Annotated in this window: 15 protein-coding genes; 6 read left to right on the forward strand and 9 right to left on the reverse strand. The window is 65.2% G+C overall.

Translation table 11 applies throughout. The features are described from left to right. Positions 1–15: 15 nt before the first annotated feature. From K2O50_RS24045 to putP, 7 genes are all read right to left on the reverse strand, one after another. A complete protein-coding gene (locus K2O50_RS24045; RefSeq protein ID WP_050707192.1) occupies positions 16–978 on the reverse strand; it encodes a glycosyltransferase in 963 nt (320 codons plus the stop codon). After that, positions 975–2,402, reverse strand: a complete 1,428-nt coding sequence (locus K2O50_RS24050) for a PIG-L deacetylase family protein (RefSeq protein WP_050707193.1) — start codon at positions 2,400–2,402, stop codon at positions 975–977. The genes K2O50_RS24045 and K2O50_RS24050 overlap by 4 nt, the downstream gene beginning before the upstream one ends. A gap of 2 nt (positions 2,403–2,404) precedes the next feature. Next, the gene (locus K2O50_RS24055) at positions 2,405–3,301 is read right to left on the reverse strand and encodes an antimicrobial resistance protein Mig-14 (protein ID WP_050707194.1); all 897 of its coding nucleotides are present in this window, start codon (positions 3,299–3,301) and stop codon (positions 2,405–2,407) included. Next, a complete protein-coding gene (locus K2O50_RS24060) occupies positions 3,301–4,431 on the reverse strand; it encodes a glycosyltransferase (RefSeq protein ID WP_050707195.1) in 1,131 nt (376 codons plus the stop codon). The genes K2O50_RS24055 and K2O50_RS24060 overlap by 1 nt, the downstream gene beginning before the upstream one ends. Next, positions 4,415–6,172, reverse strand: a complete 1,758-nt coding sequence (locus tag K2O50_RS24065; RefSeq protein WP_050707196.1) for a carbamoyltransferase — start codon at positions 6,170–6,172, stop codon at positions 4,415–4,417. The genes K2O50_RS24060 and K2O50_RS24065 overlap by 17 nt, the downstream gene beginning before the upstream one ends. A 233-nt stretch (positions 6,173–6,405) precedes the next feature. Beyond that, complete coding sequence (locus tag K2O50_RS24070; RefSeq protein ID WP_050707197.1) at positions 6,406–7,242, reverse strand: 23S rRNA (adenine(2030)-N(6))-methyltransferase RlmJ; 837 nt, start codon at positions 7,240–7,242, stop codon at positions 6,406–6,408. 142 nt (positions 7,243–7,384) lie between these two features. Next, positions 7,385–8,863, reverse strand: coding sequence for a sodium/proline symporter PutP (gene putP, locus K2O50_RS24075; protein WP_050707198.1), 1,479 nt, complete (start codon positions 8,861–8,863; stop codon positions 7,385–7,387). Between putP and K2O50_RS24080 the strand changes: the two genes are divergently transcribed. Further along, complete coding sequence (locus K2O50_RS24080; RefSeq protein ID WP_156329675.1) at positions 8,862–9,125, forward strand: hypothetical protein; 264 nt, start codon at positions 8,862–8,864, stop codon at positions 9,123–9,125. The two genes, putP and K2O50_RS24080, sit on opposite strands and share 2 nt — an antisense overlap. Positions 9,126–9,221: 96 nt before the next feature. Continuing rightward, the gene (gene putA / locus K2O50_RS24085) at positions 9,222–13,172 is read left to right on the forward strand and encodes a trifunctional transcriptional regulator/proline dehydrogenase/L-glutamate gamma-semialdehyde dehydrogenase (protein ID WP_050707199.1); all 3,951 of its coding nucleotides are present in this window, start codon (positions 9,222–9,224) and stop codon (positions 13,170–13,172) included. Positions 13,173–13,661: 489 nt separating this feature from the next. On the opposite strand, the gene K2O50_RS24090 is transcribed toward putA, so the two are convergent. Both K2O50_RS24090 and K2O50_RS24095 read right to left on the reverse strand, forming a co-directional pair. Then, a complete protein-coding gene (locus K2O50_RS24090) occupies positions 13,662–13,946 on the reverse strand; it encodes a helix-turn-helix domain-containing protein (RefSeq protein WP_050707200.1) in 285 nt (94 codons plus the stop codon). A gap of 49 nt (positions 13,947–13,995) precedes the next feature. After that, positions 13,996–14,328 carry a type II toxin-antitoxin system RelE/ParE family toxin gene (locus K2O50_RS24095; RefSeq protein WP_050707201.1) on the reverse strand — a complete coding sequence of 111 codons (333 nt, stop codon included), beginning with the start codon at positions 14,326–14,328 and terminating at the stop codon, positions 13,996–13,998. Positions 14,329–14,604: 276 nt separating this feature from the next. Here K2O50_RS24095 and K2O50_RS24100 point away from each other — a divergent pair, with 276 nt between their 5' ends. The 4 genes from K2O50_RS24100 to mdtD all read left to right on the forward strand — a co-directional run bounded on the left by K2O50_RS24100 (position 14,605) and on the right by mdtD (position 20,788). Further along, complete coding sequence (locus tag K2O50_RS24100) at positions 14,605–16,401, forward strand: acyl-CoA dehydrogenase (protein WP_050707202.1); 1,797 nt, start codon at positions 14,605–14,607, stop codon at positions 16,399–16,401. Positions 16,402–16,431: 30 nt separating this feature from the next. After that, a complete protein-coding gene (locus K2O50_RS24105) occupies positions 16,432–17,874 on the forward strand; it encodes a TldD/PmbA family protein (protein ID WP_050707203.1) in 1,443 nt (480 codons plus the stop codon). Then, a complete protein-coding gene (locus K2O50_RS24110) occupies positions 17,874–19,205 on the forward strand; it encodes a TldD/PmbA family protein (RefSeq protein ID WP_050707204.1) in 1,332 nt (443 codons plus the stop codon). The genes K2O50_RS24105 and K2O50_RS24110 overlap by 1 nt, the downstream gene beginning before the upstream one ends. A 155-nt stretch (positions 19,206–19,360) precedes the next feature. Further along, positions 19,361–20,788 carry a multidrug transporter subunit MdtD gene (gene mdtD / locus K2O50_RS24115; RefSeq protein WP_050707205.1) on the forward strand — a complete coding sequence of 476 codons (1,428 nt, stop codon included), beginning with the start codon at positions 19,361–19,363 and terminating at the stop codon, positions 20,786–20,788. Positions 20,789–20,839 lie beyond the last annotated feature (51 nt).

Here is a 20,839-nt window from a genome sequence, read left to right on the forward strand (position 1 = left end):
CGATGTGTGTGGGGCCTAACGCGACAGGCCGATGGCCAGCAGCACACGCTCCAGCAGGCCGGGTTTCGCGGCCGGGCGCAGCGGCGCGCGCATGGCCTCGGTGATCGCTTGCCCGAGCGCGTGGAAGGTGTAGCGCTGCTCGGCCAACTGCTGGCCATTGCGCGAGATACGCTCGGCCAGGGCGAGATCGCCACGCAGCCGGGCGAGCTTCTCGCGCAACTGCTCGAGGTCGCGGTAGAGCACGATATTGTGCATGTCGACGAAGCCCAGCGCCTGGTTCTCTTCCTCGCCCTGGTCATAGGCGAACAGGACGCAGCCACAGGCCATGGCTTCGAAGTTCTTGATCATGTATTCGCCCATGCCGACATCGGCACTGACGAAAAAGCGGATGCGACTGAGGGTCTGGCTGTATTCCTCGCCGGACTTGGTACGGGTGATCAGCAGGTTTTCAACCGCCGCGATCGACTCGAGCATCTGCTTGCGCCCGGAGTAGGCCACGCTGCGCAGGCTGCCGACGAACGCCAGCTCGATATCGCGCTCATGGTTTTCATTGCGCAGCAGCGCCTGGTCATACCCCTTGGGCACGAAGATCGCGTCGAAGCCTTCATCGCGCAGGCGTCGGGTGACCACCGCGCCGGAGGTGATGATCCGCGCCCATGGCAACTGGCGGTAGTACTCGCTGAACTTGCCGGTGTACTTGCAGGGGATGTAGTTCTGGTAGGCGTCGTGTTCGAGGATCACCAGGTTCGGAATCGTCCGAATGAAGCGCGCCTGGCGGATCTCTTTCTTGAACCGCAGGAAGAACAGGATGCGGTCGTACCGCTCGACCTGCACATGCTCGCGGAAATAGCTGCGCAGATCCGCCTGTTCGTCACCGGTCAACCAACGGATATCGCACTCGCAGTCGGCCGCGATGCCTTCGTACAGGCGGTCCAGGATGGCGCGTTGCTCTTTCTGGACCAGGAACAGGACTTTCACCGTGGTTCTCTCTTGTCGATCATTGTGCCGACCCACAGCAGTTCGTGGCGCCGTACGGCCTTGCGGAAGAATTCATTTTCACCGAATGCGGGCCAGCGCCGGGCGGCGAGGCAGCGCTGCAGGAAGCGACGGATTCGGCGCTTGAGCGGGGCCGCGGGCTGCAGGTCGTGCATCATACCCAAAGCGATGGCCTTTTGCCTCTGCTCTTGTGCCCCCACCCCAAGCACCCACGGACGCATGGGCATGCCGGCATCGAAGAAGGGTGGCAGAGGTACGCCGGTCCCGGCATCACCCATCGGCCAACGGTCATTGTCATGCAGGTGGTTGGCATAGAACAGCAGGGTTTCAGGCCGCCAGTCGGCGCTCTGCAACGCCTGCTGCAAGGCGTCATGGGCACACACATGGTCCGGGTGCGGATCCAGGGTCGGGTGCGGCATCACAATGGTTGCCGGACGCGCGCGCTCGATGAGCTCGCGCAGGTCCTGGACCAGGTTGACCCAGGTCGGTCGGCCATCGGCGTCGCTTTGCAACGCGACTTCGTTGAATCGACGGAATGGCCGGGTGTCGGTCAGGTCTGCCTCGCGCGACGGAATCGATGCCCCGGGCTCGGCCTGCATGGCGGGCAACTGCATGCAGAAATAGCCCAACTGCACGCATTGGCTGGAAGGCACGCCAGCCCAACGCGGCACGGCGACGCTGTCCCAGCTGCGCAATTGGCCCTTGAGCCGGGCCGCCTCGGTCAGGTCGAGGCCAAAGGTGTCGCGGTAGTACTCGTTCTCGATCTCGCCGGCGGTGAGGGTCACGATCCAGCTGCTCTTCGCCTGGGAATAGGCAGCGAACGCCGCCAGCTCGGCATCGTCGGCATGGGGGGCGATAACCATCAGGGTGCCGGCCAGGTAGTCGGGGTGGCGCAGCACCAGCAGTTCCATCTCCGGCTCGATGCGGCAATGGCGACCGCTCAAGCGTAACCGTCCGGCGCGCAGCGCCTCGGCCTGCCCGCTCAGGTTCAGATAACGCACACCCCGCACACCCCGCTCGAAAGCCTGGCAATCGGTTGTGTCACCTTCGATGCGTACTACCGGATCGAACAGCCGACCCAACCAGCCGGCACGCAGGCTCACCTGCAACAACAGCGTCTCGCTGCCGTCCAGCGTGCAATCGCCCGGCAAAGCCAGCCCCCCTTCCTGACTGCGCAGCGCATGACGCTCGCTGGCTTGCAGGTCATACTGGTAGTCGCTGCCCGGCACGTAGAACAGATGGTCGGAAAACCAGGCTTCATGGGCCACCCACAGCAGCACTGCGAGCACGGGCGGCAGCCACAGCGCCCACAGCGACGAGAACAGCAGCACGATCAGCGCCAGCAGCAGGATCACCCGTTTGCGCTTGCGATGGCGTTTGAGCAGTTGCTGTTTGTTGGCGCTCATGTTCAGACCTGGAAGACGTTGACGGGGTTGCACCAACGATCCTTGTACTCCCGGTCGGCCCGACCGAACGAGAACCGCAGCATCTTGCCGCGGGCATTGGCATCCTCCCAGGCAGCCTGGGTATTGAGGAAGCTCAGTACGCTACCAGGGCTGAATGCCTTGGTCTGCGGGTCGACACCGCCGTTTACATATTCGACGCTGATCCATTGCGGCGCCTCGACGCAATACACCAGCTGAATGGCGATGGGCGCCCCGTCGAGGAACAGCACCGAACCGACCAGCAGCTCGCGCAGGCGCTCGACCACCTCGGCCATGCGGGCCGCGCCGGTGGCCGGGAAGCCCCAGCGACGCTGGAACAGATCACAGTACATCGCGGCGATCTCGGCTGCAGTGAAATCGCCGATCGGTCGCACCTGACCGCCCGCCTCTTCCAGCAAGCGCAGCTCACGACGCTGGTTGTAGCGAAATTTCTTCGACAGGTCTTCATGGGGCCGCGCCATGGCCAACTGCTCGGGTTGCGCCTTCAGGCCGGCGAAACGGCCCTGGTTCAACTCCGACAGGTAGCGACCGGCGTGGCGCAGCGGCGCCCCGGCATCGGCGGCGGCCGGCAGGATGATCTCGGCATTGCCCAGGTCGAACAGGCCTTTCTTGCCTTCGCGCTTGAGCACATCCTTGGACAGCGCCAGATGGCGCCCCCAGGTCGGCAGCGCGGCCTTGAGCTCGGCGCCTTGGAACCAGCCCAGGTAACGCACCGGGATCCCGGCCAGGTCCGCCAGTTGCTCGATCACCAACGGGTGCGTGGCGACACTGCCGCCATGACGCTGCCAGGCGTCGCTGTACGCGGCCGCGTCGATCACTTGCCAGCCGCGTTCGCGCCAGGCCTTGAGATGATTGAGCATCAGGCCTCCGCCATCAGCGCGCGGACTTGCGGCAGTTGCCAGAAGGCATCACGCACCGCCTGGTCGCTGAAGCGCTGCTGCAGACGCTGCAGCATATGCCCGGCGCATGCCTCGCGCTGCTGCGCGTCCAGGCCGGCCATGTGCTTCAGGCCCTGGGCCAGCTGCGCGGCATCGCCCAGTGGGAACAGCACACCCACGCCCTCGACCACTTCCCGGGCACCGCCACAGGCGGTGGCCAGCACCGGCACGCCAGCGACCATGGCTTCGAGCAGGACCATGCCGAACGGCTCATGGTCGGAGCTCAAGGCGAACACGTCGAAAGCACGGAAATAGCGGCGAGCGTCCGGTACCTGGCCGAGGAAGTCGACCTGCCCGGCGATGCCCAACTCGGCAGCCAGGGCCTTGAGTTTCGCCTCGAGACGCCCCTTGCCCAGGATCGCCAGGCGCGCGCCGGACGGCAGCCCCGGCAAGGCTTCGGCGAAACCACGCAGCAGCGTGGCCTGGTCCTTGTCCGGATGCAGACGGCCGACGTTGCCGACCACCCAGGCACGTTCATCCAGGCCCAAGGCCCGGCGCGCCTCGTCACGCGGCACCAGGCTGGCCTGCAGTGCCTCGACGTCGATGCGGTTGTACAAAGTCTGGATACGCTCGGCTGGCCACAGACCCAGGCAGCGACGCATGTCGTCGCGCACCGCGTCCGACACACCGAGCAGGCTCAGGCGCTTGCGGAACAGATTGGCGAACAGCCGCCGCCCTTTGCGCTCATAGTCGCTGAAGGCATGGTGCACGCCAATCACCGGCAGGCCGGTCCCGAGCAGCGCGACATAGATCGGCTTGAAGCGATGAGCGATGCAAAAGCTGAAATTGCGCTGCGCGGCGATCTCGCGCAGCGCGCGGATCGCGCCCAGCTTCAGGCCGCGCACGGCCTTGGAGCTGAACTCGAGAAACAGCACCTCGTCCGAGGCACAGCCGGCAGCTACTTTCGCGTCGGCTGCCCCGGTGAGGAACACGGTAGTGACCTTGTAGCCGCTGCCCTGGAACAGGCTGGCGTATTGACGGGCACAATCGAGAAACGGCCCGTCATAGCCATGGCAGAACTGCAGGATGCGCGGTTCAGAGCGGCTGGTCATACGGCGCGGCGCCTTCCTTGACCACCAGGATGTCTTCCATGATCAGGTACTGCAGGTCCGAGCCGAAGAACATGTTCAGGGCGTCGGTCGGCGAGCAGATCATGGGTTCGCCACGGCGGTTCAGCGAGGTGTTCAGCGACACGCCGTTGCCGGTCAGGTCTTCCAGCGCTTTCATCATGTCGTAGTAGCGCGGGTTGTACTCGCGCTTGAGCACCTGGGCGCGCGAAGTGCCGTCTTCGTGCACAACTTCCGGCACGCGGGTCTTCCACTCTTCGGCGACTTCGAAGGTGAAGGTCATGAACGGCGCGGGGTGATCGATCTTGATCATCTGCGGCGCGACGGTGTCCAGCATCGACGGGCAGAAAGGTCTCCAGCGCTCGCGGAACTTGATCTGGTGGTTGATGCGATCGGCCACGCCTTCAACGCTCGGGCAGCCGATGATCGAACGACCACCCAGCGCACGCGGACCGAACTCCATGCGGCCCTGGAACCACGCCACCGGGTTGCCATCGACCATGATCTTGGCGATCTGCTCGGGCATGTTCTCGAGCTTGCGCCATGCGGGCTGGTTCGGGTGACGGGCACAGGCGGCAATCACGTCTTCGTTGGAGTACGCAGGGCCGAGGTAGACATGCTCCATCTTCTCGACCGGCACGCCACGGGCGTGGGACACGTAGGCGGCCGCACCAACGGCGGTACCGGCGTCGCCGGAGGCCGGCTGGACGAACAGCTCTTTCACGTCGTCGCGGGCGATGATCTTCTGGTTCAGCTTGACGTTCAGCGCGCAGCCGCCGGCGAAGGCCAGCTTGCCGGTCTCTTTCAGCGTGTCGCCCAGGTAATGGTCGATCATCTGCAGGGCCAGCTTCTCGAACAGCGCCTGCATGCTGGCGGCGTAATGGATGTACGGCTCGTCGGCGATATCGCCTTCGCGCTTCGGACCCAGCCACTCGATCAGCTTGGGCGAGAAGTAGAAGCCCTTGCCCTTCTCTTTATAACGGCGCAGGCCGATGACGTTGGCGTATTCGGTGTTGATCACCAGCTCGCCGTTTTCGAAGCTGGCCAGGCGCGAGAAGTCATACTTGCTGGCGTCGCCATATGGCGCCATGCCCATGACCTTGAACTCGCCATCGAGCATTTCGAAACCGAGGAACTCGGTGATCGCGCCATACAGGCCGCCCAGCGAGTCCGGATCGAAGAATTCCTTGATCTTGTGGATCTTGCCGTTTTCGCCGTAGCCGAAGAAGGTGGTGGCGTACTCGCCCTTGCCGTCGATACCAAGGATCGCGGTTTTCTCTTTGAAACCCGAGCAGTGGTAGGCGCTGGAGGCGTGAGCCAGGTGGTGCTCGACCGGCTCGATCTTGATCTTCTTCGGATCGAAGCCCAGTTGCTCCAGGCACCAGACGATCTTCTTGCGGTAGCGCTTGTAGCGGCGGTTGCCCATCAGCAGCGCGTCGAGGGCGCGGTCCGGGGCGTACCAGTAGCGCTTGGCGTAATGCCAGCGGGCCTTGCCGAACAGGCTGATCGGGGCGAACGGAATGGCCACCACATCGACGTCCGACGGCTTGATGCCGGCCTGCTCCAGGCAGAACTTCGCCGACTCGTAGGGCATGCGGTTCTTCGCATGCTTGTCACGCACGAAGCGCTCTTCTTCGGCGGCGGCAATCAGCTTGCCGTCGATGTACAGGGCCGCGGAAGGGTCATGGCTAAGGGCGCCGGACAGGCCAAGAATCGTCAGTGCCAAGGGTCTAGCCTCTCAAATCGGTATGAAGTGCGCCAACGGCCATTCGGGCGGATGGCGGCTAAAGGGCGGGATTATAACGCAAACGCCATGCACTGCACGGTCGTTGTAGGAGCGGCCTTGTGCCGCGAAAGGGACGCGTAGCGGCCCCGGGGCTCAGCGTCACAGCGAACATCGCCGGGGCCGCCTTGCGGCCCTTTCGCGGCACAAGGCCGCTCCTACAGGGTTCGTACGGGTTACTCGGCGATCAGCCAGTCCATACGGAAGCTGCCGGCGGTCTGCGCCAGCTCCTTGGCCAGCCACGGCAGCAGCGTCTTGAGCTCGTCCTCCAGGCCCCACGGCGGGTTGGCGATGGCCAGGCCTGAGCCGTTCAGGCCCTGCGGGCTGTCCTGGTGGTGCACGTAGAGCTCGACCCGCAGCAACTTCGGCGCGCCGGTGCTGGTCAGGTCCTGGTAGAAGCGGGTCAGCGAGCGCTGGTCCTTGATCGGGTACCAGATCGCCGCGACAGTCTGGCGCATGCGACCGATCGCCTCTTTCATGGCCACGGTGCAGCGCTTGAGCTCGTCGGCCTGCTCGAACGGCGGGTCGATCAGCATGATCGCGCGCTTTTCCTGCACTGGCAGCAGGGCCCGGGCGATATGCCAACCCTCACCCAGATGCACGGTGACCCGCGGATCCTTTTTCATGTTTTCCTTGAGCAGCGCCCCATCTTCAGGGTGCTTCTCGTTGAGCAGGGCACGGTCCTGCTGGCGCATCAGGCGGCGCGCCAGCTCCGGCGAGCCCGGGTAGTAGCGCAGCTCGCCGTCCTGGTTCAGGCGCTTGATGATGCGCAGGTAGTCGGCGGTCGCTTCCGGCAGGTCGTCGCGGTTCCACAGGCGGGCCACGCCCTCGAGGTATTCGCCGGTACGGCTCGCCTGGTCGCCCTGCAGGTCGTAGAGACCCAGGCCGGCGTGGGTATCGATGTAGGCGAACGGCTGCTCCTTGCGCGACATCAGGGCGATGAGGCGGGTGAGCACGATGTGCTTGAGGACATCGGCATGGTTGCCGGCGTGGAAGGCGTGACGATAGTTCATGAGGACTCCTGCGGGGGCGACAAGTTTACCTTGCCTTGCAGTCGGCACAAAGCATCGCGGGGCAAGCCCGCTCCCACAAATGCCCGAGGACACGTGGGAGCGGGCTTGCCCCGCGATAGGGATAACGCCGGTTCAGCAGGCGTTACTTGTCGGCGTGGTACGCCGCGTCAGCGGTTTCAAAACGCGAAACCATGCTGTTCGACGGGCTGCCCAGCTTGCTCACCACGAAGATGGCGATGCTGGCGAACAGGAAGCCCGGGATGATCTCGTACAGGCCCATGTCCACGTAGTTTTTCCACAGGATCACGGTCAGCGCGCCGACCACGATACCGGCCAGGGCGCCGTTGCGGGTCATGCCCTTCCACAGCACCGAGATCAGCACCACCGGACCGAAGGCGGCACCGAAGCCGGCCCAGGCGTAGGCCACCAGGCCCAGCACGCGGTTTTCCGGATTGGACGCCATGGCGATGGCGATCAGCGCGACGGCCAGGACCATCAGACGGCCGACCCACACCAGCTCCTTCTGCGAAGCGTTCTTGCGCAGGAAGGCCTTGTAGAAGTCTTCGGTCAGTGCGCTGGAGCACACCAGCAGCTGGCAGCTCAGGGTGCTCATCACCGCGGCCAGGATGGCCGACAGCAGGATACCGGCGATCCACGGGTTGAACAGGATCTTGGCCAACTCGATGAACACGCGCTCATGGTTCTCGGTAACCGGGCCGGCCAGGTCTGGGTGCGCCGAGAAGTAGGCGATACCGAAGAAACCGACGGCGCAGGTACCGGCCAGGCACAGGATCATCCAGGTCATGGAGATGCGGCGGGCGTTGGCGATCGATTTGACCGAGTCGGCGGCCATGAAGCGCGCCAGGATGTGCGGCTGGCCGAAGTAGCCCAGGCCCCAGCCCATCAGCGAGATGATGCCGATGAAGGTCGCGCCCTTGAACATGTCGAAGTGCGCCGGGTTCACCGCGTCGATGGCAGCGAAGGTCTGGTCGAAGCCGCCAGTGGAGATCAGCACGATCACCGGGGTGAGGATCAGCGCGAAGATCATCAGCGAAGCCTGTACGGTATCGGTCCAGCTTACAGCCAGGAAACCACCGATGAAGGTGTAGGCGATAGTCGCCGCGGCACCGGCCCACAGGGCGGTTTCGTAGGACATGCCGAAGGTGCTTTCGAACAGGCGGGCGCCGGCGACGATGCCGGAAGCGCAGTAGATGGTGAAGAACACCAGGATGACGATCGCCGAGATGATCCGCAGCAGACCGGTCTGGTCTTCGAAACGGCTGGAGAAGTAGTCCGGCAGGGTCAGGGCATCACCGTTGTGCTCGGTCTGCACACGCAGACGGCCGGCGACGAACAGCCAGTTCAGGTAGGCGCCGACGGTCAGGCCGATGGCGATCCAGGCCTCGGAAAGGCCCGCGAAGTAGATGGCGCCCGGCAGGCCCATCAACAGCCAGCCGCTCATGTCCGATGCGCCGGCGGAAAGCGCGGTAACCACGCTGCCGAGACTACGGCCGCCGAGAATATAGTCGGAAAGGTTCTTGGTGGAGCGATAGGCGGCGAAGCCGATCAGCACCATTGCCGCAATGTAGATCACGAAAGTGATCGTTAGTGGATTGCCCATGAGTTGTGCCCTGGCGTTGTTTTTATCTCTTGCGACCGCCGCGCACGACGGTTGCACCCAGGCGGCGAATCCTATGCAACAACATGAACGAGGTGCAACCATTTTTCATTTGCAAGTTGCACCCAGCCATGGTTTTTCGGACAAAGCCCCTTTTTTGCTCCTTTTCGGAGCAAACACAGCGTTTTACATAAGCAAAAGCAGCAAAAAAGACCGTTTCGGCTTTAAGGAAACACCCTTCAGACGAGTTGCACCTTTACCGTGAAGATTTCGGGTTGCACCCGGTTGCACCCGAATTGTCCTACAGGCTAATCTTGCCTTCAGCTTAGGCCACATCCGTGACCAATAACGAGGATAAGAAATGGCGACGACCACCCTTGGGGTCAAACTCGACGACCCGACCCGTGAGCGACTCAAAGCAGCTGCGCAGTCCATCGACCGCACGCCGCACTGGTTGATCAAGCAAGCGATCTTCAACTATCTCGAGAAGCTCGAGGGTGGCGCCACCCTGAACGACCTCAACGGCCATGCTGCCGCTGGCGACGACGCCGGCGAAGTCGCCGCCGACCATGCCCACCAGTGCTTCCTGGAGTTCGCCGAAAGCATCCTGCCGCAGTCGGTACTGCGCTCGGCGATCACCGCCGCCTACCGCCGTCCCGAGCAGGAAGTGGTGCCGATGCTGCTGGAGCAGGCACGTCTGCCGGCCGCCCAGGCCGAAGCCACCAACAAGCTGGCCGCGAGCCTTGCCGACAAACTGCGCAACCAGAAGAGCGCCGGCGGCCGTGCCGGCATCGTCCAGGGCCTGCTGCAGGAGTTCTCGCTGTCCTCCCAGGAAGGCGTGGCGCTGATGTGCCTGGCCGAAGCCCTGCTGCGCATCCCCGACAAAGGCACCCGTGACGCACTGATCCGCGACAAGATCAGCACCGGCAACTGGCAGCCGCACCTGGGCAACAGCCCGTCGCTGTTCGTCAACGCCGCCACCTGGGGCCTGCTGCTGACCGGCAAGCTGGTCAGCACCCACAACGAATCCGGCCTGACCTCCTCGCTCACCCGCATCATCGGCAAGAGCGGCGAGCCGATGATCCGCAAGGGCGTCGACATGGCCATGCGCCTGATGGGCGAGCAGTTCGTCACCGGCGAGACCATCGCCGAGGCACTGGCCAACGCCAGCAAGTTCGAAGCCAAGGGCTTCCGCTACAGCTACGACATGCTCGGCGAAGCCGCGCTGACCGAGCACGACGCGCAGAAATACCTGGCCTCCTACGAGCAGGCGATCCACTCGATCGGCAAGGCCTCGCACGGCCGCGGCATCTATGAAGGCCCGGGCATCTCGATCAAGCTCTCGGCCCTGCACCCGCGCTACAGCCGCGCCCAGTACGAACGCGTGATGAGCGAGCTGTACCCGCGCCTGCTGTCGCTGACCCTGCTGGCCAAGCAGTACGACATCGGCCTGAACATCGACGCCGAGGAAGCCGACCGCCTGGAGCTGTCGCTGGACCTGCTCGAGCGCCTGTGCTTCGAGCCGTCGCTGGCCGGCTGGAACGGCATCGGCTTCGTCATCCAGGCCTACCAGAAGCGCTGCCCGTACGTGATCGACTATGTCATCGACCTGGCCAAGCGCAGCCGTCACCGCCTGATGATCCGCCTGGTGAAGGGCGCCTACTGGGACAGCGAGATCAAGCGCGCCCAGGTCGAGGGCCTGGAAGGCTATCCGGTCTACACCCGCAAGGTGTACACCGACGTGTCCTACGTCGCCTGCGCCCGCAAGCTGCTGGCCGTGCCAGAAGCCATCTACCCGCAGTTCGCCACCCACAACGCCCACACCCTGTCGGCCATCTACACCATCGCCGGGCAGAACTACTACCCGGGCCAGTACGAGTTCCAGTGCCTGCACGGCATGGGCGAACCGCTATACGAGCAAGTCGTGGGCAAGATCTCCGAGGGCAAGCTGAACCGTCCGTGCCGCGTGTACGCACCGGTCGGCACCCACGAGACCCTGCTGGCCTACCTGGTCCGCCGCCTGCTGGAAAACGGCGCCAACACCTCGTTCGTCAACCGCATCGCCGACCACTCGATCTCCATCCAGGAACTGGTCGCCGACCCGGTCGCCAGCATCGAGCGCATGGGCACCCAGGAAGGCAGCATCGGCCTGCCGCACCCACGCATCCCGATGCCGCGTGAACTGTACGGCAGCGAGCGGGCCAACTCGGCCGGCATCGACATGGCCAACGAACACCGCCTGGCGTCGCTGTCCTGCGCCCTGCTGGCCACCGCCCACAACGACTGGAAAGCCACGCCGCTGCTGGCCTGCGCCGCCAGCGAGCAGCCGGCCGTACCGGTGCTCAACCCGGCCGACCACCGCGATGTCGTGGGTCATGTACAGGAAGCCACCGTCGCCGACGTCGACAACGCCATCCAGTGCGCGCTGAACGCCGCGCCGATCTGGCAGGCCACTCCGCCGGCCGAACGCGCCGCGATCCTCGAACGCGCCGCCGACCTGATGGAAGCCGACATCCAGCCGCTGATGGGCCTGCTGGTGCGCGAAGCCGGCAAGACCTTCGCCAACGCCATCGCCGAAGTACGCGAGGCCGTGGACTTCCTGCGCTACTACGCGGTGCAGGCGCGCAACGACCTGCGCAACGACAGCTGCCGCCCGCTGGGCCCGGTGGTGTGCATCAGCCCGTGGAACTTCCCGCTGGCGATCTTCTCCGGCCAGGTGGCCGCGGCGCTGGCCGCCGGCAACCCGGTACTGGCCAAGCCGGCCGAACAGACCCCGTTGGTCGCCGCCCAGGCCGTGCGCCTGCTGCTGGAAGCCGGCATCCCCGAAGGCGTGCTGCAACTGCTGCCAGGCCAGGGCGAAACCGTCGGTGCCGGCCTGGTCGGTGACGAGCGTGTCAAGGGCGTGATGTTCACCGGCTCCACCGAAGTCGCCCGCCTGCTGCAACGCAACATCGCCGGGCGCCTGGACAATCAGGGCCGCCCGATCCCGCTGATCGCCGAAACCGGCGGCCAGAACGCCATGATCGTCGACTCCTCGGCACTGACCGAGCAGGTGGTGATCGATGTGGTTTCCTCGGCCTTCGACAGTGCCGGCCAGCGTTGCTCGGCCCTGCGCGTGCTGTGCTTGCAGGAAGACTCCGCCGACCGCGTGATCGAGATGCTCAAGGGCGCCATGGCCGAAAGCCGCCTGGGCAACCCGGAGCGCCTGTCCGTGGACATCGGCCCGGTGATCGACGCCGAAGCCAAGGCCGGCATCGAGAAGCACATCCAGGGCATGCGCGATAAAGGCCGCACCGTCTACCAGGTGGCCATCGCCGAAGGCGAGGAGATCAAGCGCGGTACCTTCGTGATGCCGACCCTGATCGAGCTGGAAAGCTTCGACGAGCTCAAGCGCGAGATCTTCGGCCCGGTGCTGCATGTGGTGCGCTACAACCGCAAGGATCTGGACCAGCTGATCGAGCAGATCAACGCTTCCGGCTACGGCCTGACCCTGGGCGTGCACACCCGCATCGACGAGACCATCGCCAAGGTGGTGGACAACGTCAACGCCGGCAACATGTACGTCAACCGCAACATCGTCGGTGCCGTGGTCGGCGTGCAGCCGTTCGGCGGTGAAGGCCTGTCGGGCACCGGCCCGAAAGCCGGCGGCCCGCTGTACCTGTACCGCCTGCTGTCGACCCGCCCGGCCGACGCCATCGCCCGCCACTTCCAGGCCGACGATGCGCGCAGCCAGGCCGACACCACCCTGCGCGACCAGCAGTTCAAGCCGCTGACCACCCTCAAGACCTGGGCGGCCAGCAGCCAGATGAGCGACCTGGCCGCGCTGTGCGAGCAGTTCGCCGAGCAGTCGCAGAGCGGCATCACCCGCGTGCTGCCAGGCCCGACCGGCGAGCGCAACACCTACAGCGTGCTGCCACGCGAACACGTGCTGTGCCTGGCCGACAACGAGGCCGACCTGCTGGCCCAGTTGGCGGCGGTACTGGCCGTGGGTAGCTCGGCGGTGTTCCAGGACGGCGAGCCGGCCAAGACCGTGCGCGGCCGTCTGCCGAAGGAGCTGCAAGCGAAGATCAAGCTGGTGGCCGACTGGAGCAAGGACGACGTGGCGTTCGACGCGGTCATCCACCACGGTCACTCCGACCAGCTGCGCGGCGTCTGCGAGCAGGTGGCCAAGCGTGCCGGCGCGATCGTCGGCGTGCACGGGCTGTCGAGCGGCGACCACCAGATCGCCCTGGAACGCCTGGTGATCGAGCGGGCGGTGAGTGTTAACACCGCGGCGGCAGGTGGTAACGCCAGCCTGATGACCATCGGCTGACGCTGACGGTCGTAGAACGGAAAAGGAGAGCTCAGGCTCTCCTTTTTTGTGGGAGCAACTGTCTTGCCAAGATTTCTCAACCTGGCACGGTCCCTGTAGGAGCGGCCTTGCGTCGCGAAAGGGCCGCAAAGCGGCCCCGGCGATCTTTGCGACAACGCTGAAATCCCGGGGCTGCTGCGCAGCCCTTTCGCGACGCAAGGCCCCTCCTACATTTGTTTCGGGCCAGTATCTCCTGTGCCAATACCTGATCCGCCTTATTGGCTCGAAACAATTTCAGCGTGGGCATTACTGCCGCCCCACATGACTCAAGGCATGCGCCAAGGCGGGCAGCGGTACTCTCACAGGACTCATTGGCCCGAAACAGATGTAGGAGCGGCCTTGCCTCGCGCGGGCGGCGCTCGATCTCATAGGCGCTGAAGAACTTTCGGCGAACACCTGGCAGCCCTCACCTAATCAGGAAAAGCCCGCGCAACTAAAGTGAAGCAACCATCACGCAGATTTCTTTTTCACCGTGAAGTCAACTTCCAGGTCGGCGTTCGCCAGAATATTCACCAGTGCATCCAGCGAGAACTTGTCTATCTTGCCATTGAGCAAGTCACTCAAGCGTGGCTGAGTCAGATGCAGTTGCCGTGCTGCGTCTTTCTGCGGCAGATCCCAGGACCGGACAATCCTGGCCAACACCCTCATCAGCTTCGCCCGAAGCCGCAGGTTCTCGGCCTCTTCCGGTGAGTCGAACAGCGCATCCCATACCGAAGTGGAGCGTTCGTTTGTCATCGCAAATCCCTCTGTGCATCCGTCTCGTTCAAACACTGTCGACTCCAGCTCAGCAGGCGCCCAACCATTTGTATCGCGCTTTCGCCAGATCGATATCGCGCTTTTCCGTCTTCTCGGTCGTCTTGCGAAACGCGTGCAGGACATAAACCGCTTCTGGTCGACTCACGACGTAGAACACCCGAAACGCCCCGTCCTGGCACTTGATGCGGATTTCCCGCGTCCCAGGCCCAACGCTTTCCATTGGTTTCCAGTCGAAGGGGGCCTCACCGCCCTGGATCAGCTCCAGCTGATACCCGGCCCGCTGCCTTGCCACAATCGGAAAGTCCCGCAGGTCCTGCTTGCTGCTACCCAACCATTCGATTGGCTTTTGCCCATCATGCATCCTGCACGCTCCCGCCAATGCACTCGCCTGGCTTGTCCATACCGGAGGCGTAAGCTCTCCATGAGCGGCAAAGATAAAACTATATCGATATCGATATAAGCGCAATTGCGTGACAAGGCTTTGCGACGGGTAACACCCACGCCCATACCGCCCGGCGCAACCCAAGACGGCCTGGGCGACGGCAACTTCTGTCCCCATATCACCCAAACCAATTAACCTGTCCCCTGCCCCATCACCTTGCCTAGACTCGCTGCATCCCGAACCAGGAATGCCGCCATGTCCGAGCAACTCCTCAGCAGCCGCAACCTCGCCTTCGAACTCTACGAAGTCCTCGACGCCGAGGCCCTGACCCAGCGCCCGCGTTTCGCCGAGCACAGCCGCGAGACCTTCGACGCGGCGCTGACCACCGCCCGCACCATTGCCGAAAAGTACTTCGCCCCGCACAACCGCAAGGGCGATGAAAATGAGCCGCGCTACGTGGACGGCAGTGCCGAGCTGATCCCGGAGGTGAAGCCTGCGGTCGACGCCTTCCTCGAAGCGGGCTTCCTCAACGCCAACCGTGACTTCGAAGTCGGCGGCATGCAGTTGCCCAGCCTGGTGTCGCAAGCCTGCTTCGCCCACTTCCAGGCTGCCAACGCCGGTACCACGGCCTACCCGTTCCTGACCATGGGCGCGGCCAACCTGATCGAGAGCTTCGCCAGCGTCGAACAGCAGCGCCTGTTCCTGCAACCGATGATCGAAGGCCGCTACTTCGGCACCATGGCCCTGACCGAGCCCCATGCCGGCTCGTCCCTGGCCGACATCCGCACCCGCGCCGAACCCGCAAGCGACGGCACCTACCGACTCAAGGGCAACAAGATCTTCATCTCCGGCGGCGACCACGAGCTTTCGGAGAACATCGTGCACATGGTCCTGGCCAAGCTGCCGGACGCGCCGCCAGGTGTGAAGGGCATCTCGCTGTTCATCGTGCCCAAGTACCTGGTCAACGCCGACGGCAGCCTGGGGCCGCGCAACGACGTGCTGCTGGCCGGCCTGTTCCACAAGATGGGCTGGCGCGGCACCACCTCCACGGCGCTTAACTTCGGGGACAACGGCCAGTGTGTCGGCTACCTGGTGGGCCAGCCGCACCAGGGCCTGGCCTGCATGTTCCAGATGATGAACGAAGCGCGCATCGGCGTCGGCATGGGCGCGGTGATGCTGGGCTACGCCGGCTACCTGTATTCCCTGGACTACGCCCGCCAACGTCCACAGGGCCGCCTGCCGGACAACAAGGACCCGCATAGCCCCGCCGTGCCGATCATCGAGCACAGCGATGTGAAGCGCATGCTGCTGGCACAGAAGGCCTACGTCGAGGGTGCTTTCGACCTGGGCCTGTACGCGGCCCGGCTGTTCGATGACACCCACACCGTCGCGGATGCTGAGGCTCGCCGGCAAGCCTTGGAACTGCTCGACCTGCTCACCCCCATCGTCAAGTCCTGGCCCTCGGCGTTCTGCCTGAAAGCCAACGAACTGGCGATCCAGATCCTTGGCGGCCACGGCTACACCCGTGAGTACCCGGTCGAGCAGTATTACCGCGACAACCGTCTCAACCCGATCCACGAGGGCACCGAGGGCATCCAGTCCCTCGACCTGCTCGGGCGCAAGCTGGCGCAGAACAACGGCGCCGGGCTCAAGCAACTGATTCGCCTGATCGCCGGCACCTGCGAGCGCGCCAGCCATCACCCGAACCTCGATCCGTTGCGCCAGCCCCTGGAGCACCTGGTCAACCGCCTGCAGAGCGTGACCCTCACCCTGCTCGGCGACCTGGCCGCCGGCAAGGTCGCCGGCGCGCTGGCCAACTCGGCGCTGTACCTCAAGGTGTTCGGCCACTGCGTGATCGGCTGGCGCTGGCTGGAGCAGGCCATTCATGCCGAGGTCGGCCTGCTCAAGGGCAGCGATCGCGACTTCTACCTGGGCAAACTTCAGGCCGCGCGTTATTTCCTAACCTGGGAAGTGCCGGGCTGCCATAATGACCTCGCTTTGCTCGAGGCCCGCGACGACACCTGCCTCGCGATGCAAGAGGGGTGGTTCTAGGGGGAACCACCGCACACACGGAGGTTTCCGATGTTCGACTCCAGCACCCTGCTGCGCCAGCGCTTTGCCGCGCTGCGCAGCACGGCCGAACTGTTCTCGCTTCGCCATGTGAAGCAATCGCACCAGTCACTGTCGGTGCGGCGCAACGTCGCCGAGCCGCCCTTCTTCAGCCAGGACGAAGGCGCCATGCTCACCGTGCGGGTGGAGGGCGTCGAGGCCTACGCGGCCACCGCCGACCTGTCCCAGGCCGGGCTGCAACGCGCCCTTGAGCAGGCCGAGGCGCTGGCCCGGCGGATCAAGGCCAGCAGCCTGCTCGACCTGAGCAACCAGCCGGCCCCGGACGGGCGCCACGACCATGTCTCGCCCAACTTCGAACAGCCTCTGCCCAACCTCGCCGACTGCCTGGACCTGCTGGCCGCCGAATCGGCCAGCGTGCCCAAGGACGAACGCCTGGTGGACTGGCAGGCCAGCCTGGGCATCAGCGTGGTCGAGCAGACCTACCTGAACTCCGCCGGCGCCGAGCTGCGCCATGCCCAACGCTTCGTCTACCCGGGCTTGGGCGTCACCGCCAGCGACGGCCAGGACAGCCAGAGCCGTAGCCTGGGCCGGGAAAACTTCGGCCAGCAGGGCGGCTTCGAGGTGATCGAGCGCTGTGGCCTGGTCGGCGCGGCCCGCCGGGTGGCCGACGAGGCGCTGCAACTGCTGCTGGCGCCGAATACCCCAAGCGGCCGGCGCGACCTGCTGCTGATGCCCGACCAGATGATGCTGCAGATCCACGAGTCCATCGGCCACCCGCTGGAGCTGGACCGCATCCTCGGCGATGAGCGCAACTACGCCGGCACCAGCTTCGTCAAAGCCGGCGACTTTGGCCATCTGCAGTACGGCTCGAAGCTGCTCAACGTGACCTTCGATCCGACCCTTCGCGAGGAGCTGGCCAGCTACAGCTTCGATGACGACGGCACCCCGGCCAGCAAGCAGTTCCTGATCCGCGACGGCCTGCTGGAGCGCCCCCTGGGCGGCGCCCTGTCGCAGCTGCGCTCGGGCCTGGACGGCGTCGCCAACAGCCGCGCCTGCGGCTGGAACCGCGCGCCGATCGACCGCATGGCCAACCTCAACATCGAGCCGGGCGACCAGTCGCTCGAACAACTGGTCAGTGGCATCGAGCACGGCATCCTGATGCGCACCAACCGCTCCTGGTCCATCGACGATGCGCGCAACAAGTTCCAGTTCGGCTGCGAGTGGGGGCAGTTGATCGAAAACGGCGAGCTCAAGGGCGTGGTGAAGAACCCGAACTACCGGGGCATCTCCGCCGACTTCTGGCGCAACCTCTCGGCCGTGGGCGACAGCAGCACCTTCCAGGTGCTCGGCACGCCCAACTGCGGCAAGGGCGAGCCCAACCAGGTAGTGCGCGTCGGCCATGCCTCGCCGGCCTGCGTGTTCCGCCAGATCGACGTATTCGGGGGAGACGCCTGATGAGCACCCTGTACCAGCAACGTTTCGAAAACCTGCTCGACAGCCTGAACGCCGCCGTGCAGCCGGGCGAGCAGTTCACCCTCGGCTACAGCGCCGAGCATTCGCAGTTCGTGCGCTTCAACCATGCCAAGGTGCGCCAGGCCGGGCTGGTCAGCCAGGCCAGCGTGCACCTGCGACTGGTGCGCGAAGGGCGCCAGGCCGAGCAGCAGATCACCCTGGGGGACGATCCCGAGCTCGACCAGCGGCGTCTGCACGACGCCCTGGTGCAGTTGCGCCAGACCTTGCCATTGCTGGCGGTGGATCCCTACCTGAACCTCGACGACAGCGCCTGGCACAGCCATAGCCTGCTGGAGCAGCCATTGCCCGAACTGGACGAAGTGCTGGCCCTGGTCGAGCGCGAAGCCGGCGACCTGGACCTGGTCGGCATCTATGCCGCCGGCCCCATCTGCCGGGGCTTCGCCAGTTCCTTCGGGGCCTTCGGCTGGCACCAGGCGAACAGTTTCAACTTCGACTGGAGCCTGTTCCACGCCAACGGCCAAGCGGTCAAGGCCAACTATGCCGGACAGGCCTGGAGCGGCGAGACCTTCGCCGCGCGCCTGCGCCAGGCCCGCGAACAGCTGGCGTACCTGGGACGCCCGGCCATCACCCTCAAGCCCGGCAGCTACCGTGCCTACCTGGCGCCAGCGGCGATGGACGAGATCGCCGGCATGCTCTGCTGGGGCGGTTTCTCCGCGCAGGCCCTGGCCACGGGCAACAGCCCGCTGCAGCGCCTGTACAACGGCGACGCGCAACTGAGCCCGCAGGTGAGTTTCAGCGAGCAGGTCAGCGGCTCGCTGAGCCCGGCGTTCTCCGACGAAGGCTCGCCCCGTCGCGACCTGCTGCTGATCGGCGAAGGCCGTGCGCTGGAGCGGCTGGTAAGCGCCCGCAGCGCCGCCGAGTTCGCCCAGGAGGCCAATGGCGCCGACAGCCATGAGTCGCCGTGCGCGCTGAGCCTGGCACCGGGCAACCTGCCCGGCGAAGAGGTACTGGAGCGTCTGGGCACCGGGCTGTACATCAGCAACCTGTGGTACCTGAACTATTCGGACCTGCCCGCGGCGCGCATGACCGGGCTGACCCGCTTCGCCACGTTTTGGGTGGAAAATGGGCAGATTCAGGGGCCGGTAAGCACCATGCGCTTCGACGACAGCCTGTACAACCTGCTGGGCAGCCAGCTCGAAGACCTGACCCAGGAGCGCGAGATGATCCTCTCGACCAGCACCTACGGGCAGCGCAGCACCGGGTCGAGTCATTTGCCGGGGGCGTTGGTCCAAGGGCTCACCTTGACCTTGTAAGACTACAGCGTGGGAGCGGGCTTGCCCCGCGATAGGGCCAGTCAAGGCAACATCAATGGCTGATCCGACGCCATCGCGGGGCAAGCCCGCTCCCACGCTGTGGACTGCTCCCACGCCCCTCCCACAATGGGCCCCACACTCGCCTGAGGTTTCTCATGCCCGACCGCGCACCACTGGACCCCGTCACCGCCCGCTGGATCCCCTGGGTGGTGGCCATCGCCTTCTTCATGCAGTCGCTCGACGGCACCATCCTCAACACCGCGCTGCCGGCCATGGCCCGCTCCCTGGCCGAGGACCCGCTGCGCATGCAGGGGGTGATCATCGCCTACATGCTCACCGTGGCCCTGCTGATCCCGGCCTCGGGCTGGATCGCCGACCGTTTCGGCACCAAGCGCATCTTCTTCAGCGCCATCCTGCTGTTCAGCTTCGGTTCGCTGTTGTGCGCCATGGCCAACAGCCTCGGTTTCCTGATCCTCGCCCGGGTGATCCAGGGCCTTGGCGGCGCGCTGATGCTGCCGGTCGGGCGCCTGGTGGTGCTGCGCGCCTACCCGCGCTCGGAGCTGGTGCGGATCATGAGTTTCATCACCATCCCCGGCCTGCTCGGCCCGCTGCTGGGTCCGACCCTGGGCGGCTGGCTGGTGGAGATCCTCAGCTGGCACTGGATCTTCCTGATCAACCTGCCGGTGGGGGCACTGGGCTGCTACGCCGTGTGGAAGTTCATCCCCGATCTGCGCGGCGCCGAACGCACCAGCTTCGATGGCCCGGGCTTCCTGCTGTTCGGCGCGGCGATGGTGCTGATCACCATCGCCATGGAGGGCCTGGGCGAATTGCACCTGCCGCACCTGCGGGTGATGCTGTTGCTGTTCGCCGGCATGGCCTGCCTGGCCGCCTACTGGCTGCGCGCCGGACGTGATCCGGAGCCCCTGTTCTCGCCCTCGCTGTTCCGCGTACGAACCTTCGCCATCGGCATCCTCGGCAACCTGTTCGCCCGCCTGGGCAGCGGCGCCCTGCCCTTCCTGGTGCCGTTGCTGCTGCAGGTGGCGTTGGGCTATTCGCCGGCCCAGGCCGGCATGAGCATGATCCCGCTGGCGGCGGCGGCGATGCTCGCCAAGTCCATCGCCCGGCCGCTGATCGAGCGCCTGGGCTATCGCATCGTACTGACCGGCAACACCCTGCTGCTGGGCCTGCTGCTGGCCAGCCTGGGGCTGGTCGACGAGCAGACGCCCTATGCCTTGCTGCTGGTGCAACTGGCGCTGCTGGGGGCGGTCAACTCGATGCAGTTCACGGCGATGAACACCGTGACCCTGATCGACCTCGACGACGCCAGCGCCAGCAGCGGCAACAGCCTGCTGTCGGTGGTCGCGCAACTGTCGCTGAGCCTGGGCGTGGCCTGCGCCGGCGCCTTGCTCGGCGGCTTCACCGCGGCCGGCAGCGGCGATGGTGTGGAGAGCACCTTGGGCGCGTTCCAGCTGACCTTCGTCACCATCGGCGTGATGGCCATGCTGGCGGCGGCGATCTTCCTGCAACTGGCGCCGACGGACGGAAGGCGTGCGCGTCGTCCGGAAGAACACGTCGAGTCGTAGGGTGAATGGCTTCGAGGCTGGTAGACTATGCGGCATTTTTCGCTTCGCACC

It is taken from the genome of Pseudomonas sp. 2hn, assembly GCF_019646095.1.
Classification (GTDB): Bacteria; Pseudomonadota; Gammaproteobacteria; order Pseudomonadales; family Pseudomonadaceae; genus Aquipseudomonas; species Aquipseudomonas peradeniyensis.